This is a genomic window from Bacillus sp. ILBB4 (assembly GCF_035064545.1).
GTDB lineage: Bacteria > Bacillota > Bacilli > Bacillales > Bacillaceae_H > Priestia.
This window is the reverse complement of sequence record NZ_JAIQVD010000003.1, coordinates 119,262-135,992: the sequence shown is the minus strand read 5'-3', so window position 1 is coordinate 135,992 and position 16,731 is coordinate 119,262. Positions and strand designations below refer to the sequence as shown.

The 16,731-nt window shown below is 39.9% G+C and carries 13 protein-coding genes; all 13 read right to left on the bottom strand.

Annotated features, from left to right (window positions below; translation table 11 throughout):
* Positions 1–53: 53 nt before the first annotated feature.
* Positions 54–1,103 carry a LacI family DNA-binding transcriptional regulator gene (locus LAV82_RS12580; protein WP_013058160.1) on the bottom strand — a complete coding sequence of 350 codons (1,050 nt, stop codon included), beginning with the start codon at positions 1,101–1,103 and terminating at the stop codon, positions 54–56.
* A 252-nt stretch (positions 1,104–1,355) separates the two neighbouring features.
* A complete protein-coding gene (locus LAV82_RS12575) occupies positions 1,356–2,237 on the bottom strand; it encodes a sugar phosphate isomerase/epimerase family protein (protein ID WP_013058161.1) in 882 nt (293 codons plus the stop codon).
* Between the two features lie 102 nt (positions 2,238–2,339).
* Positions 2,340–3,377, bottom strand: coding sequence for a bifunctional inositol 2-dehydrogenase/D-chiro-inositol 1-dehydrogenase (iolG, locus tag LAV82_RS12570; RefSeq protein ID WP_499716190.1), 1,038 nt, complete (start codon positions 3,375–3,377; stop codon positions 2,340–2,342).
* 64 nt (positions 3,378–3,441) lie between these two features.
* On the bottom strand, positions 3,442–4,629 hold the full coding sequence (locus LAV82_RS12565) for an MFS transporter (RefSeq protein WP_098580293.1): 1,188 nt from the start codon (positions 4,627–4,629) through the stop codon (positions 3,442–3,444).
* A 112-nt stretch (positions 4,630–4,741) separates the two neighbouring features.
* On the bottom strand, positions 4,742–6,199 hold the full coding sequence (locus LAV82_RS12560; RefSeq protein WP_013058164.1) for a CoA-acylating methylmalonate-semialdehyde dehydrogenase: 1,458 nt from the start codon (positions 6,197–6,199) through the stop codon (positions 4,742–4,744).
* Positions 6,200–6,223: 24 nt separating this feature from the next.
* Positions 6,224–7,231, bottom strand: a complete 1,008-nt coding sequence (gene iolC / locus LAV82_RS12555) for a 5-dehydro-2-deoxygluconokinase (RefSeq protein ID WP_013058165.1) — start codon at positions 7,229–7,231, stop codon at positions 6,224–6,226.
* Positions 7,232–7,246: 15 nt separating this feature from the next.
* Entirely contained in the window at positions 7,247–8,065 is an 819-nt protein-coding gene (iolB, locus tag LAV82_RS12550) for a 5-deoxy-glucuronate isomerase (protein ID WP_013058166.1), read from the bottom strand.
* An 85-nt stretch (positions 8,066–8,150) separates the two neighbouring features.
* Positions 8,151–10,073 carry a 3D-(3,5/4)-trihydroxycyclohexane-1,2-dione acylhydrolase (decyclizing) gene (gene iolD, locus LAV82_RS12545; protein ID WP_053487549.1) on the bottom strand — a complete coding sequence of 641 codons (1,923 nt, stop codon included), beginning with the start codon at positions 10,071–10,073 and terminating at the stop codon, positions 8,151–8,153.
* A 596-nt stretch (positions 10,074–10,669) separates the two neighbouring features.
* Complete coding sequence (locus LAV82_RS12540; protein WP_211077696.1) at positions 10,670–11,425, bottom strand: DeoR/GlpR family DNA-binding transcription regulator; 756 nt, start codon at positions 11,423–11,425, stop codon at positions 10,670–10,672.
* A 416-nt stretch (positions 11,426–11,841) separates the two neighbouring features.
* Positions 11,842–12,681 (bottom strand): class II fructose-1,6-bisphosphate aldolase, encoded by an 840-nt coding sequence (gene fba / locus LAV82_RS12535; RefSeq protein WP_499716533.1) that lies wholly within the window; start codon positions 12,679–12,681, stop codon positions 11,842–11,844.
* Between the two features lie 46 nt (positions 12,682–12,727).
* A complete protein-coding gene (iolI, locus tag LAV82_RS12530) occupies positions 12,728–13,585 on the bottom strand; it encodes a sugar phosphate isomerase/epimerase family protein (RefSeq protein WP_211077695.1) in 858 nt (285 codons plus the stop codon).
* Between the two features lie 22 nt (positions 13,586–13,607).
* Positions 13,608–15,026 carry a sugar porter family MFS transporter gene (locus LAV82_RS12525; protein WP_499716188.1) on the bottom strand — a complete coding sequence of 473 codons (1,419 nt, stop codon included), beginning with the start codon at positions 15,024–15,026 and terminating at the stop codon, positions 13,608–13,610.
* Positions 15,027–15,046: 20 nt separating this feature from the next.
* On the bottom strand, positions 15,047–15,940 hold the full coding sequence (iolE, locus tag LAV82_RS12520) for a myo-inosose-2 dehydratase (protein ID WP_454222230.1): 894 nt from the start codon (positions 15,938–15,940) through the stop codon (positions 15,047–15,049).
* Between the last annotated feature and the right edge of the window lie 791 nt (positions 15,941–16,731).

The window sequence follows — 16,731 nt, the reverse complement described above, 5'->3', positions numbered from 1 at the left end:
CTCTCTTGTTTACTTCTCAGCAAAAAACATCATAGCATAGCGTTTAAACAGCACTAGTTAATTTTCTTAGCTGAGCCTTCAAGCTGGATAAAATTTTTCACTGTAGATTTACTTCCGCAAGACTCGCGTACGATTAGTTCATCTTTTAATACAAACTTTTTTTGTTCTAACGCTTTTCCGCTCATTAACCCAAGCAATAATTCCATCGCTTTTTTTCCAATTTCATATTTAGGCTGTTCAATCGTTGTAATATGAGGTTCAATGATATCCGACATTTTTGAGTTATCAAACCCTACTACAGCTATATCTTCAGGCACTTTTAAACCGCTGTCTTTTGCCGCTTTTATCGCTCCTATCGCCATTTCATCGTTAAAAACAAATACAGAAGTTGGCCGTTGCTCTAACGATAATAAGCGAATCATTTGATGATAACCGGACTCTAGGCTAAAATCTCCTTCTTGAATAAAAGCGGAATCCACGGGTAAATCGTGACTAATCATCGCCTGGCGGTACCCTTTTAATCGGTCACGGCTTAAGATAACATTCATAGGGCCCGTGATGTGCGCGATTTTCGTATGCCCAAGGCTTATTAAATGCTCCGTTATTTTTCGCGCGCCGCTAATATTATCAATAGATACGGTAGAGATATCTAAGCCATCAATGTACTCGCACGCAAGAACCGTAGGGAACTGTCTGGAGACTTGTTCAATTCTGTCTTTATCCATGCGGGCTGTTAGAAGGATCATGCCGTCCGCTTGCTTTTGGAATAATAAATCAACAAACTCTCCTTCTCGCTCAATGTCATTTTCTGTATCTCCTAAAATCACTCGGTAGCCGCTTTTAATGGCCGTATGCTGAATTCCTTTAAGAACTTCAGAAAAAAACGGGTGGGTAATATCAGGAACAACTACTAAAATGGTTTTTGTTTCTTTTTTTCTGAACTGTCTTGCGATGATATGGGGCTGATAATTTAATTCTTCAATGGCTTTTAAAACTTTTTCCTGCGTTTCTTTGCTTACTAGGTGGGGCTGACTAAGAACTCGCGAGACAGTAGCTGGAGCTACATTAGCTAGTTTGGCCACATCACTCATTTTAACTGACATACGTTCACTCACCTTTATCTGTAGTAATTAACATTTTATAATAAAAAGTTCTATCCGCTTTGCATCTATCTTTATTATACATTACTAGCATAATAAAGCCTCTCTTTATCATCATGATGGGGGCCGAATAGAACAATTAAGACTATTTTAAACTAGCTATGCCCACAAGTTCTGATCTTCTTTCAAGCATAAACCATGAAAAGTGATGCAAAACATATCTTTTTATGCTTCGCATCACTTCAGTCAATCACGTTAAATGTTTAGGCCTTCTTTAATATTTAATCCTTCTCTAATTGACTTTAACGTTACTTCGTTTGACCATTCTGGTCGATCAGGGTAGGCAAATACAGAGTTTGTTACGATGCCGTCAAAATTAATTTCTCTCAATTTGCGATACAGTGCGTCAAAATCAATTTCTCCTTCACCAGGATTTAAATGCTGGTGAATCGTTACCTTCGCATCAGGCGGATTTACAATATAGCGCAGTCCAAACGCTGCTTTATGGTTAAGCGTATCAGCAATCAGAACGTGTGCAAGCAAATCACCTGCTTCATCAATATGCTTTGCTACATCGCCAATGCCATCGTCATAAAAGAAAGCATGAGGAACAGAATAAACTAATTTAATCCAGTCTTTATCCAGCGCACGAATCATTGCAATAGCTTCTGTATTTAACTCAATAAAATCATTTGGATGCGATTGGAGGTTAAGCTTAATTCCTTCTTTTTCAAAAATCGGCATCAGCTCTTCCATCGATTTAACAAAAGCCGCTTCGCTTTCAACAGGCCGGCTCTTGTCGCCGCTGAATTCACTGTTCATTAAATCTACTTCCAGCTCAGAAGTAATTTCAATTGTACGCTTCCAGTTCCTTACTGCCGCTTCGCGTTCCTGCTCATTTGGTGAAGACCACTGCTGCACCGGAAGCACAGAAGAAATTTTCACACCAGCATCGGCACAGTATCTTTTTAAGTCTTTTATACGCTGTTTATCAACTTTTGGGTATTCATAAAACCAAATAAAATCTTTACGCGGAGATAACTCTACATATTCATAACCTAATCTTGCAACTGTATCAATCGTATCTTTTAAACTTGTATTATCACGGTAATGTGACGGATCATATGCTAAACGCAATTTAAAGCTCCCCTTTCTTTTATGCGCACCAGACGTGCCCATCCCCCAGTATTTTAATGTGATCTATGAGTAAGCTGTTTCATAATCAGAACGTTCTTACGCTTACATTTTGCCTGCTGCGGTTAACGTTTTATGATAGAAGTCAGGACGTTCGCCTAACGAAATAGGAACAATATTTCCTGATTTTTTTGCTTCTAAGCAAGCATCTGAAGTAACGGCAGCCACATAACCATCCCAAGCTGTTGGTCCATTCACTTCGCCTTTAAGCGTTGAATTAATCCAGTCTTGAAGCTCTGTATCATAAGAGTCAATGAATCGATCTTTCCAATCCACTAAAATTTCAGTAGATTTTTTTGCTTCACTGTGCAACACAACGCTTGAAGGCTCAGGTAAATTAGCGATTCCTGTTTCTCCTACTACTTGACATTGAATATCATAGCCGTACTGGCAGTTTACAAAAACCTCCGCATCAATTCGAACGCCTTGCTTTGTTTCAAGCAGCACCATGATTGGATCTTGCAAATGTTCAAGTGCCTTGCTCGTTTTTCGCGGTGCCACGATTTGAACCGATACATAATCGTCATTTAATAACCAGCGCAAAACGTCAATTTCATGGATGAATGTATCAACGATTGACATATCGCCTGTATATGTATCAGGTACCGTAGGGTTTCTGTGTGCGCAGTGAACCATTAATGCTTCACCAATTTGCCCGCTTTCAATCACTTTCTTTAAAGCGCGATACCCTGTATCGTAGCGGCGCATATAGCCAACTTGCACCAATGGCTTGCCGTGTGTAATTTCAGCGTCAACGATTCTTTTGCAGCCTTCTGCTGTTGTAGCAAGCGGCTTTTCGCAAAATACAGGTTTTCCAGATTCAATTGCCGCTAGCACAAACTCCTCGTGCGTCGGTCCCCAAGAAGTCACAACAACTGCATCTACTTCTTCTGATTTAATTAACTCATGTCCATCATCGTAAATAACGGCATCCAAGCTTTGATTTTTTACAACAGCTTTTGCTTGTTCTTGATTTACATCCGTAACCGCAACAATTTTTCCGCCTGATAACGTATTTGTAATTCTTCTAATATGATCTTGTCCGATTGCTCCTGTTCCAATAACACCAATTTTTAACACCATAATCTATGGCCTCCTTTAATATGTGAGCTTTAAAAATAGAAATAAATGCTTGCTGCCATACTTTTTATTTTGCTTTAAAAACTTTATATGACGCTTCTTTCTTATCCCATGCCGCTGCAAAAACAGTAGCAGTTAACCCTAAGGCTGCTGCAAAAAAGAAGCCTGCTTTAAGTCCCATCCAAGAATTTAATATTCCTGCAGCAAAAGGACCTCCGAATATTCCTAACGCATACAGCGCTTGGTAGACTCCCATCGCCGTAGCTCTTTTTTCTACAGCTATTCTTTCAATAGACATTCCTAACATAAGAGGAAACACTAATCCTAATGAAAAACCGTTCACACTTTGAAAGATACAAAGCAAAAGTTTATTTTCCGTCATAGGAATCATACAGGTAAAGAATGCGGCCAGAAAAAATGCGGCCTTCAAGATGCTCCATTTTCCAAAGCGCCAAACAAATAGCTTTTCCATAATAAGAGGAGCAGCTGCATGAGGGATCATAAAGGAAAAGACAATCAAACTCAGCTCTCTCTCTCTAAATCCTGCGCTTAATGCGTACGCAGGAGTAAAACCAAACATAGTCGTGAAAATAATGCTGTGTGCTAAAATAGACAGCAGCGAAATTTTTAATAGCGAAGGCTCTTTTATTACGCCCATTAATTCCTTAAGCTTTATAGGTGATCTCTTTATGTTCTGTTTAGGCTCGTGAATGAAAAGAGAAAGAACGGCGCCTATTACACTCAAGATCGTCCCTATCCAAAACGGAGCGTGCCATCCCCACTTACTCACGATGTAACCGCTTAAACTCATACCCAAAAGCTGAGCCAAAACCACTATAAATGAGATGATATTCATAGCACGAGTAGTTTTTTCACGTTCAAAGTAGCATGAATATAAAATCGTAAAGGCAACCCACGTTGCCGCTGCCAATCCAGCTAAACACCGTGATATAAACACGCCTATTAAGCTATCGGTCAACGAAAATAGCAGGCAGCTGGACATGCTGGCTACCATGCCGAAGATAACAAACGGTTTTCTCATTTTCACAAAGTCTGAAAAGATCCCGAGCGGAAGGCGACATAACAGCTGCATGAGTCCATAGCTGCTTAACACTAAACCAATAAAGGCATACTTGCCTCCCAGCTCTTCCATATAAGGAGACAAAATAGGTACGTAAATAAACTGCGAGAACCAAAAGATAAACGAAACAGCTGCAAAAAGATACTTATCTTTGACAGTACTTATAGCACTCAACTAATCACTTCCATTTTGTTACTGCGAAAAAACCGACTTTTATTTTTTATTAGATTGTACTACAGGGTACCAGCAAATGTCGCTAGTATCCCATAGTACGATAAGTAAATTCTTAGTAGCGTGCCGTAACCATTTTCTTTCTTGTATAGAACTCTACGCCGTCCGTACCGTTGGCATGAAGATCGCCGTAGAAAGAGTCTTTCCAGCCTGAGAATGGGAAGAACGCCATAGGTGCCGGCACCCCTACATTCACTCCTAGCATGCCCGACTCAATATTTTCACGGAACTCGCGTACGCTTGCGCCGCTGTCTGTATAGATACAAGCTCCGTTTGCGAATCGAGAGTTATTGGCAACGTCAATTGCTTCTTCTAACGTTTTTACACGCACGATAGAAAGCACCGGTGCAAAGATTTCATCTTGCCAGATTTTCATTTCTTGTGTAACGTTATCAAAAATAGTTGGTCCAACAAAATAGCCGTTCTCTTTTACTGCATGATCTTCGCGGCCGTCACGAACTAAGCGAGCTCCTTCTTCTACGCCAGATTCAATATAGCTAAGCGTACGTTCTTTATGGTTTTCACGAATAACCGGTCCTAAGAAAACATCTTTTTCTAATCCGTTTCCAATTACGATGTTGTTTGACTCTTGAACAAGTCGTGAAATTAATTCATCTGCCACGTCTTCTTGCACCGTTACGACAGATGCTGCCATGCAGCGTTCACCTGCTGAACCAAAAGCGGCTCCGATAATTTGTTTTGTTGCTACGTTTAAGTCAGCATCGTTTAATACGATTGAGTGGTTTTTAGCACCCGCTAATGCTTGAACACGCTTTAAGTTTTCTGTACCTTTTTTATACACATATTCAGCTACTGGCTGCGAACCTACAAACGAAATAGCTTTCACTAATTTATGTTCAAGAAGGCCATTTACCACATCATGCGCGCCGTTTACAATGTTTAATACGCCTTTTGGCAATCCAGCTTCTTCAAATAATTCTACTAATCTTGCTGCTAAAAGCGGCGTGCGCTCAGACGGCTTTAATACAAATGTATTACCGCAAGCAATCGCAAGAGGGAACATCCAGCAAGGAACCATCATTGGGAAGTTGAACGGCGTGATCCCGCCAATAACGCCGATTGGATAACGATACATGCCAGACTCAATGCCAGTTGCAATATCAGGAAGCTGTTTTCCCATCATTAACGTAGGAGCACCTGCTGCAAATTCTACGCATTCAATTCCGCGCTGTACTTCTCCGCGCGCTTCATTAAAGCTTTTTCCGTTTTCAAGTGTCACAAGTTTTGCTAATTCGTCCCAGTTATCTACTAATAGCTGCTGATATTTAAATAAGATACGCGCACGTTTTGGCACCGCAGTTTTTGACCATCCTTTGAAGGCTTCATTCGCAGCTTGCACCGCTTGATCTACATCTGCTTTTGTTGAAAGAGGCACCTCTGCAATAACTTCACCCGTTGCAGGGTTATAAACTGGTTCTGTAAGACTTGTAGATGAATCCACCCATTCGCCGCCAATATAGTTTTTTACTGTTTTTACTGTTGTTTGTGTCATGTTCATTCTCCTCTCAATTTTTGATTACGCTTGTTGCAGTACTTCTTCAGCTGTTTCCATAAACTGCTTAATTTCTTCTACAGTTGGCATTGCATCGGAAGAGCTGTGTTTTGAAATAACGATGGAAGCAGAAGCACCGCCAAATCTCATAGCTTCAGGAATTGTAAACCCTTGCATTAACCCGTAAATAAAAGCAGATGCGTAGGAGTCGCCAGCTCCAAATGTTTTGAGCACTTTTGTTTTAAAGATGCCGCCTCGATGAGACTGGCCGTCTTTCGTATAAGCAATCGACCCTTCTCCCCCGTGCTTGATGACGACAATCTTAGCATGATGAGAAAACCATCGTTCAGCTGTAACTTGATCATTTGATTCTTCATAATTTAAAAGCTTTTCCATCATATCGAATTCTTCTCGCGTACCGATAATCACGTCTGATTTCTCTGCTGCTAAATTATAATAGACTGCCGTTTCAGCTTCTGACTCCCACGTGTATGGGCGGTAGTCAACGTCAAAGAATACAACCACGCTATGTTTTCTCGCGTATTCAAGAGCAAGAAACACTGCTTCTCTTGAAGGACTTTTAGCAAGAGCCGTTCCAGAGATGAGCAGCGATTTTGATTGCTTGATGTACTCTTCAGAAACTTCCGTCGGATCAAGCTTTAAATCTGCCACGTTATCACGGTACATAAGGATGCTGCATTCTTCAGGACTTTTAATTTCAGTAAAGGCCAGTCCCGTTACGGCTCCTGTTTGATCAACTACAATGCCTTCTGTGTTGATGTTATGTTGATTTAAATATCTGGTGCTGAAGCGGCCCATTTGGTCATCTGACACTTTTCCAATAAAGCCTGTCTTCATTCCAAGTCTAGAAAGACCAATGGCGATATTAGCAGGAGATCCTCCTACGTATTTTGTAAACGTCATCGTGTCTTCCATCGGGCGATTAAATTCATTTGCATTTAAGTCGATGCAAAGCCTTCCTACTGCAAGAAGGTCAAATCGCTTTTGCGAATCGAATGTTAAATAACTCATAGTCACGTCTTCTCCTTACTTTAATGCTAATTTTTCTTCCATAATCCATTCATGATCTTTGCTATTATTAAATTTCCATGTTCGAACAGGACCAGCCATGACGTTTAAATAATAAACTTCATAACCCGGAGGAGCAGATACCGGGTGATACCCTTTAGGAACCAAGACTGCATCTCCATCTTTAATGATCATTGTTTCATCTAGAGATTGATCGTCCGTATATACCCGTTGAATCGCAAATCCATGTCCTGGGTTAACTTTATGATAGTACGTCTCCTCTAAATACGATTCATGCGGCAAGTTATCTTGATCATGCTTATGAGGGGGATAGCTTGACCAGTTTCCTTCCGGCGTAAACACTTCGACTACTAGCAAACTATCAGCCGGCTTTTGTTCTGGAAGAATGTTATGGACTTGTCTCGCGATATTTCCTGCTCCGCGATGCTCTACGCCCACATCCTGCGGCGTAATTAAACGAGCAGGGTATGTACCTTTTCCAGGTGCTGCGCACACCGCAATTTCCAAGTCGGTTACAGCTTCTACTTCATAGTGATCATCATTCGATACATATACGGAGTACGGAGGGATTTTTTCAAAGATATCCATTCGCTGTCCGATATTTTCCCATTTCTCTTCTTTTGTAGAAACGTTGGACTTACCGGTTAAAATCACAATACAAATCTCTTGATTTTCCGTGTTCTTTTTAAGCTTTTGACCTTTTTTTAATGAGTAAACGTCAAAGCCAATGTACTCCCATCCTGCAGATTGTGGGGTGATGCTTAGCACGTTTCCATCACTGTCAGCTGTTTTTGTTGGTACGATTAAATCAGCCATTACTTTCCACACCTTTCTATTTCTTATTTTTTAACGTGTTTATGCTAGGGACACTCTTTGCTAAAGCTTCTAGTTTTTTAAGAGCTTAATATTTTCTTGCTTTTTGCAACTGGCTTTCTTTGCCTTCAAACGCCGTTTGAACGTCTGAGCTTTCAGATACGGCTGCTACTCCTACATGCCACCAAGAATCGTAGCCGTCCGTCATTGTTTTTGGAAGAACTTTAATGTCAATCAGTGTACTAACACTTTGCTTTTTTGAATCTTCAATGGCACATTCAAGCTCTTCCATCGTATACACTTCATATGTTTTTGCTCCGTACGCAGCTCCAGATTGAGCAAAGTTGATGCGCATAATATCTCCATCAAGCTGCCCCGTCCGTGGATTACGAACGCGGAATTCTGTGCCGAAGCTTTCAATTCCATTATCCATTTGCAAGTTGTTGATGCAGCCAAAGCCTGAATTATCAAAAAGAACAATATTTATTTTAATTCCTTCTTGAATGCTCGTTACCAGCTCACTATGAAGCATTAAGTAGCTTCCGTCTCCTACCATCGCATACACTTCTTTATCCGGCTCAGCCATCTTAGCGCCCAAGGCAGAAGCAATTTCATAGCCCATACATGAATATCCGTATTCAAGGTGATACGTATTACGTTCATTTGAGATCCACATGCGCTGAAGGTCACCCGGGAGGCTTCCCGCTGCACATGTAATAATAGAATCAGGTGCAATTAGTTCGTTTACTTTACCAAGCACAGTCGTTTGGACAAGTTCTGTGCTCAGGCTATCTTTATATTCCGACAGGCTTTGATCAAAATGCCCTTTGATTTCCGGAACAAACTCTTCGCCTGTGTATGCAATGTTTTTTAGACGAGTCAGCTCTTCATTCCACTCTGATTTAGCTTCTTCAATTTCAGTTTCATAGCCTGATTTGTAGCCTTCTAACGCAGACGAAAGAGCTTCAAGACCCACTTTGGCATCCGCGACAATTTTGGTAGCCTCCAGTTTTGACGCGTGAAATTCAGAAATATTAATGGTTAACACATCCGTCTCAGCGTAAAACAGCTTTGAAGAAGTCGTAAAATCTGTGAAACGTGTCCCCACACCAATAATTAAATCCGCGGATTGTGCTATTTTATTAGCAGCGCTGTTACCCGTTACGCCAACTCCTCCTAGATTTAAAGGGTGATTGCTTTCAAGACCGCTTTTTCCAGCTTGCGTTTCGCTAAACGGAATATGAAACTTTTCAGCAAATGCAGCAAATGTATCCGCAGCCTCTGAATAACGAACGCCGCCTCCTAAAATAAGAAGAGGCTTTTTCTTTGATTTAATCAGCTCCACCGCATTTCTAATACTTTCTTGCGAAGGCTCGCGGCGTTCAATTAGGTGGGTACGCTCACGGAAGAAACTTTCTGGAAAATCCCACGCTTCCCCTTGTACATCCTGCGGCAGCGCGATTGTAACGGCTCCTGTATCTGCCGGATCTGTTAATACACGCATCGCATTGATCATAGCCGACATCAGCTGTTCTGGACGGCTGACTCGATCCCAGTACTTGCTGACGGACCGGAAGGCATCATTTGTAGAAAGAGATAAATCATGCGTTTGTTCAATTTGTTGAAGAACCGGATCCGGCTGGCGAGTTGCAAACACATCGCTTGGCAAAAGCAGCACCGGAATATTGTTTGCAGTAGCCGTCGCAGCCGATGTAACCATATTCGCTGAGCCTGGACCAACGGAAGAAGAGCAGGCCATGATTTGCTTTCGATGTTTTTGTTTTGCAAAAGCTACTGCAGCATGAGCCATTCCCTGCTCGTTTCTGCCTTGATACACTTCAAGCTCCCCTGGGTTTTCCTGCAGCGCTTGCCCGATCCCCACCACATTTCCATGTCCAAAAATGGTGAATACTCCTTTGATGAAACGCTCTTTTTTTCCATCAAATTCTACATATTGCTGATTTAGAAATTTTACTAAAGCTTGACTAGTTGTTAACCTTATCGTTTTCATATACCTTCCTACCTTATCTTCTGAAATTAATCACCATCAGATTGATTTTTCTACCCTTTTTTCTCTTTTTTAAATGAAATCGATTTCATTCTATGTGATAAATGAGGTTCTATCCTCTTACTTACTAGCTCTTTCCTTTGTTTCAGCTACTATTTAGCGATGAGACAAATACTTTCAATCCCTGTACTTTTTAATACTTGAAGATGGAGAAAAGCTCGAAAATTCATCATAAATTCCACTTTCTAATGAAATCGATTTCATTTGGTGTTAAAAAAATATTTTTCAAACTCCATCCTTAACTTCCCCATCAATTTTTCATGTTCTGTCTTACCTGTAAAACCAATCTTATTATACATTTAGCTTCGTTCAATGAAATCGATTTCATCTAATTTTAAAAGCGCTTTCTTATCTATGAACCTAGTTTATAATATTCAGTTTACTTTGTAAACACTTTTTTAAAAATTTTGTTAGTTTATCTTTTTATTCACTGTAACCGCTTTATAGAGGAGCACGATGTGAAGAAAAAAGAAAAGGCATACTTCTATGTATACCTACTGGCTCTAGATCTAAGCATATGTATAATAACTCAAAAACACTTATTCTTCCGCAAGGATAAGTGTAATCTCATTTTCTTTTGCATAGTGCTGATAGCTGACGTCCACTTTATCTGTAATTAAATAATCCACTTCATGCAGCTGACAATACGTAATCATTGCATACTTATCAAATTTTGTATGATCTGCTAATAAAAACACTTTTGTACTTCTTTTTATGACCGTTTCTTTGATTTCACTTTCAACGGGCGATGAATTGGTAACGCCATTTGATATGGAAATACCCGTAGAAGCCATAAATACTTTATCAAAGTTGTAGTTCTTTACAGGATTGGCATGGTTAAAGCTTGAAAATGATTGAGTTTCACGCTCAAGATAGCCGCCCGTAGAAATTACTTTTAACGCATCAAAAGACAAGGCTTTTACTATAACATCTAAACTATTGGTAACAATCGTTATTGATTTGTCTTTTAGAAATTCAATCATTTCTAACGTGGTGGTTCCTGAATCAATAAAGATGACGTTTCCGTCTTCTACGTACTGAGCTGCCGTTTTGGCAATTAAACGCTTTTGAAACTGATTTCTTGTTTGTCTTTCATTAAATGATTCAAGCTTCACATGGTTAACGGCTACTCCGCCATATACTTTTTTAATATGCCCTTCATCCACTAACTTTTGAACGTCGCGTCGAATCGTGTTTTTGGAGACTTCAAACACCGAAACCAAATCATCTAATGAGACAGATTCATGTTCAAAAACATACTCTTGAATTTGTTGAATTCGCTTCGTTTTTAACATTTCTACCTCTCCCGTTTATCTTTCTTTTCGCTTTTTTGTTACTTACTATTATAACCTTTACAAAAGGCATTTTCTAGAAGAGTAACTGCTAAAACAAAGAGAGTTTGAGACATAACTACATCAATTCCAGCTAAAGACAAACAAGTTAGATACATAAGCTAGTATAAATCGTTTGTTGCACCGCTGGTGATTTTCGTGCAAGGCTTCGCTTCCTGCGGGGTCTCACCTCTTCCGCTTTTCCCGCAGGAGCCTTCGCCTTCCCCTCCAATCAACAGCTAGAAGCAACTACATACCTGAAACCTACGCTCATCATCACCATGAAAAAATCCGAACGAGTTTGATTCTCCATCAAGAATCTCCATTCATCGTTCGGATCTTGCTTCAACTATAATGCTTTTGTCCCAGCCTCTTTTTTATTAAGCCTTATGACTTGTATGAAACTCTCTCATTTTCTCTTTTACAGTCGCCATAACCGCTTCTTTTCCCGGTGTAAGAATGGTTCGCGGATCATACACTGCACTGTCGCTTTCCAATGTTTGACGGACAGCGCGCGTCCAGGCCTGAAGGCACTCTGTGTTCACATTGATTTTCGCATGTCCAAGAGCTATTGCTTTTTGAATTTGATAGTTTGGTATACCCGAACCGCCGTGTAAAACCAGCGGTGCATCTGTTAAGCCAGCTATTTCTTTCATTTCATCAAAGCCTAGCTGCGGTTCGCCTTGGTACTGTCCGTGAACTGAACCTAAAGCAGCCGCCAAAGCATCGACTCCCGTTTCTTTTACAAGACGCAGACATTCGGCAGGGTCAGCGTACACGATGTTGCCAACAAGCCCGTCTTCCATGCCTCCGACTGTTCCGACTTCGGCTTCAACGGAGACATACTGAGCAGCAGCATAGTCTACTACTTGCTTAGTCATGGCAATATTTTCATCAATTGGATAGTGAGAACCGTCAAACATGACCGAGCTAAATCCAGCGTCGATAGCTTTTTTACATCTTTCTACACTCATACCGTGATCTAAGTGAAGCGCGACAGGAACTGTAATGTTCATTTCGTCTAACAAGCCTTCAATCATGCCTACAATCGTTTTAAATCCGCCTAAATAGTCTACAAGCCTGTCTGAAACGGCTGCAATGACAGGCGCTTTTTCCTCTTCGGCAGCTTGTAAAATGGCCTGTGCCCACTGCAGGCTGTTAATATTATACTGACCAACCGCATAGTTTCCTTTTTTAGCGGCATGAAGCATATCTTTCATTGATACTAGTTTTGAAGATACTAACGTCACCGACTGACACTCCTTATCATGAATATGATTTTGTTGTTTGAAAGCTGTAGTATTCCGAGATAGCCTTTATGGTTGTCTCTTTAGCCGTCTTAATTGCTTCTTCTGCGCTTAATTGATAATATTCAGGTCGAAATAGCTCTACAGATACCGCATCATTATAGCCTTTTTCCTTTAATGTTGAGAAAATAGCAGCTAAATCAATTGCTCCTAGACCTGGCCATACTCGGTCTTCATCTGTTAAGAAGCCAATAGGAAAATCTTCCGTGTCATCAATATGAACGATAAATATTTTAGAAATATCCGCTTGTTTTAAGTCTTCTAGTTTTGATCCCATTGCATGAAAGTGGAAGCAGTCAAGTACTAAGCCTACGTTATCGCGGTTTACAGCTTGAACAATATCATAAGCTTGATCAAATGTATTAACCGTGCACTGAGGGTGTCCTACAAACTCAACGGCGATTTTAACTCCGTAAGGTTCAGCCAATTCCGATAATTCATTCAGCACTTGTACGCAGCTATTCTTAATCTCTGCTTTTACTATTTTTTGTTCCGTTACTAAAGGAACGGCTACAATATAGGGAGCACCTATCTTTTGAGCGGTTTCTAGCATACTTTTAAACTCTTCTATCACTTCCTTGTACTCTTTTTCACTGCGGTTATTAAAGAAGACTAAAGCATTCAGCGCTAGCGGTTTAATATGATTTTCATTAAAAAACTGCGCTAAATCATCCATTGAGTGGCTTTCTAAATACTCAGGCAGCTTATCCATTGTACGAATTTCGATATAATCATATCCGTGCTTGTTGCAATACTCAAGGTCCTTTACAAGATTTGAACTTTCTAATGTTGTTGCTTCGTTAAAACATAGTTTCATAATCATTCTCTCCATTCTTTACTTAAATAATTTTATTGTCATTCATGACGTCAGCGTCTTCATTATCATAGCTGCGGAACCTTTGCTCCAGTTCTTCAAGTGTAAGCCCTTTCGTTTCTGGTAAAAACTTTTTAACAAATAAAATCGCTCCGATTCCGAGTACAACAAAAACAAAAAACGTAGTGGATAAGCCAATGCTGGCCAGTAAAACAGGAAACGTTAACCCTACAAGGAAGTTAATTCCCCACAGACAAAATACGGTAACACCCATCCCTAAGCCTCTTAATCGTAAAGGGAAAATTTCCGAAAGCATTAGCCACGTTACCGGGGATATAGCTCCCTGCTGAAACGCGAGGAACGTAATCGTTAGTGCTAATACGATATATGGAAGTGCCGCAGATCCTTCAAATACAAGAGAAAATATACCAATCAGCAGCAGGGCAGTAGTCGTTCCCACCAATCCCGTTATAAGCATTGGTCTGCGTCCAACTTTACCTAGCAGCCAAATCCCTACAAACGTGGCTAAAACAGATATGATTCCATTTCCGATATTTCCAATAAGAGCAGCTTCTGTTTGAAAACCTGCGTCTTTTAAAATTTCAGTGCCGTAATACATGATGGAATTTACGCCGGTAATTTGCTGTACGACAGCAATTCCAATACCAAGGAAAACGACTCTTCGAACCCACGGAGTTGTTAAGTCTTTAAACGTTGCTTTTTCCATTTTTGCTTCTTTCTCGTAAGCGCTCTCAATCTCCTGCAGCTCTGATTTGGCTCTCTTACTTTCTCGTATCTTTTGAAGAAACGTTAGCGCTTCGTTATTTTTCCCTTTTGACACAAGCCAGCGCGGACTTTCTGGTACTCTAAGCATGCCAAAGAATAAAAAGACAGCTGGAATGGCAGCGATTGGCAGCATATATCGCCAAACGTGAGGGTTTTCTCCTAGCATATTTCCGATAATCGCGTTAAACGTAAAGGCAAGAAGTTGACCAGTAACAATCATAAGTTCATTTTGAGTTACCATTTTCCCTCTGCTTTCAGCTGGTGACATTTCAGCTAAATATGTCGGTACGGTAACAGATGCGCCCCCTACAGCAAGTCCTAATAGGAAACGGCAAAGAATCATAATGGCTGCGTTTGGTGAAATTGTACATCCAATTGTGGAAACAAAAAATAGAATGGCGAGATATAGAATCGTTTTACGCCGCCCGTTATAATCTGCTAGCCTGCCGCCTATCACTGCACCAAATGCAGCACCAAATAACAGAGCGCTCGTTACAAGACCTTGAGTAAAAGAGTTGAGATTCAATTGATCAGATTCAGACATATAAGGCAGTGCCCCGTTAATAACTCCCGTGTCATATCCAAAAAGCAGTCCACCAAACGTAGAAACTAAAATGATCGTACGTAAAAATGAATGTTGATTTCCCTGTTTACCCATGCTAATTCCCCCGTCTTATTTTAAGAATGAATAACTAACTTTTCGTTAATGTACTTTCGGGCCATTAAAGCATATTCCAATGGATGCGCAATGGAAGGGTCCTGTTCCGCCTCAACCACAATCCATCCTTTGTAATTATAGTCAACTAACGCTTTATACACGTTTGTAAAATCTACACATCCATCACCCGGCACGGTAAACATACCGGCTAGAAAAGACTGCAAAAATGACTTTCCTTCTCGCTTGCACTGCTCCAGTACGTTTCTTCTTGCATCCTTAAAATGAACGTGTTTAATACGATCTATATGTTTATGTAATAGCTCCATATAGTCTCCGTCAGAAACATAAATATGTCCCGTATCATATAAAAGATGAACATGATTTGCGTCCGTTCCTTCCATTAACCGATCAATTTCAGCTAATGTCTGTACACCTGTTCCCATATGGTGATGATAGACAAGACGTAAACCGTATTCTGCTGCGATTTTTCCCAGCTCATTTAATCCTGCACATAAAGCTTCCCATTCTTGATCACTGAAATAAGGTTTTTCAGCAAAAACATTTCTTTCAATCCCTTGAACACTGTAAGTTTGCTCAGATACGACCGCCACGTCAGCATGCACTTCCTGTAGATACTGACAATGTTTGTGGAATAAACTTAACGTCTCCTCTATCCCATCACGAATGATAAAACTGCTAAACCATTGACCCGCAATTCTTAAATTTCGAAGCTCAAGCTCTTTGTTTAATATGCTTGGTTCAGGAAAAAAACCTCCCACTTCTGTTCCTTGAAAGCCCGCTACGACGATATCGCTTAACAGATGCTGCAATGTGTTTTCTGCACCAATTTCAGGAATATCATCATTTCTCCAGCCGATTGGAGCAATTCCCCACAGAATATTTTCGTTTTCCATTTTGATTCCTCTTTTCCCCTTATTGTGTAATGCTGCCTCACTAGCAATAGATAGTGATAAAACTTAACAATCCTATAACTCTACAAATGAAATCGATTTCATTTGTAGATAAAAAAACTCTTTTGTTATGTGTTGGTTAAATATTGGTTAAGTTTGAATTAATATTAATATTAAAAACGCTTTCAGTCAATGATAAAATTTCAGAATTTTTTATACACTGCATCTGCCTAAAAGCTTATTCCTTCTAAAAATGCTACTTATAAAAGATATCGTATCCACTTATATAACCACAAAAAAAAGCTTTATCTACTGTTATTTCAACAATAGATAAAGCTTTTATGAGCAAAGTTATATTTCTTATTTTAATAGTATGATTATTTAGTATGAATTTATGGAATAGATTTATAAAAAAAATGACCTGCATCCTTTTTATAATCAGTTTCCTTTTACTTTTATAATAGCTTCTCCATAGCTTGTCATTGACGTTTTAAATTCAGTTATGAACTGTTCTATTTTTGAAATAGATTTTTTCATTTCATCGTCCCCTTTGCCTCTTATATAGCTCTATTATCAACAATTGTCTGCTGTTTGACAAAGTCAGTGGAAACGGAAACATTCCCCATGAAAACGTACACATACCTGTTAAAAGAAGCAAATCTTCTCATTTGCTTAGTATTTCATCATTTTTCTTTCTTTTTTAGGGTCTCTTCTTACGTTTTTTGCTTATCCAACAAAAGGATTTATGAGAACTTTCCTTTAAAAGCGGCAGTGCGCTTCGCTCGCATTCCCTC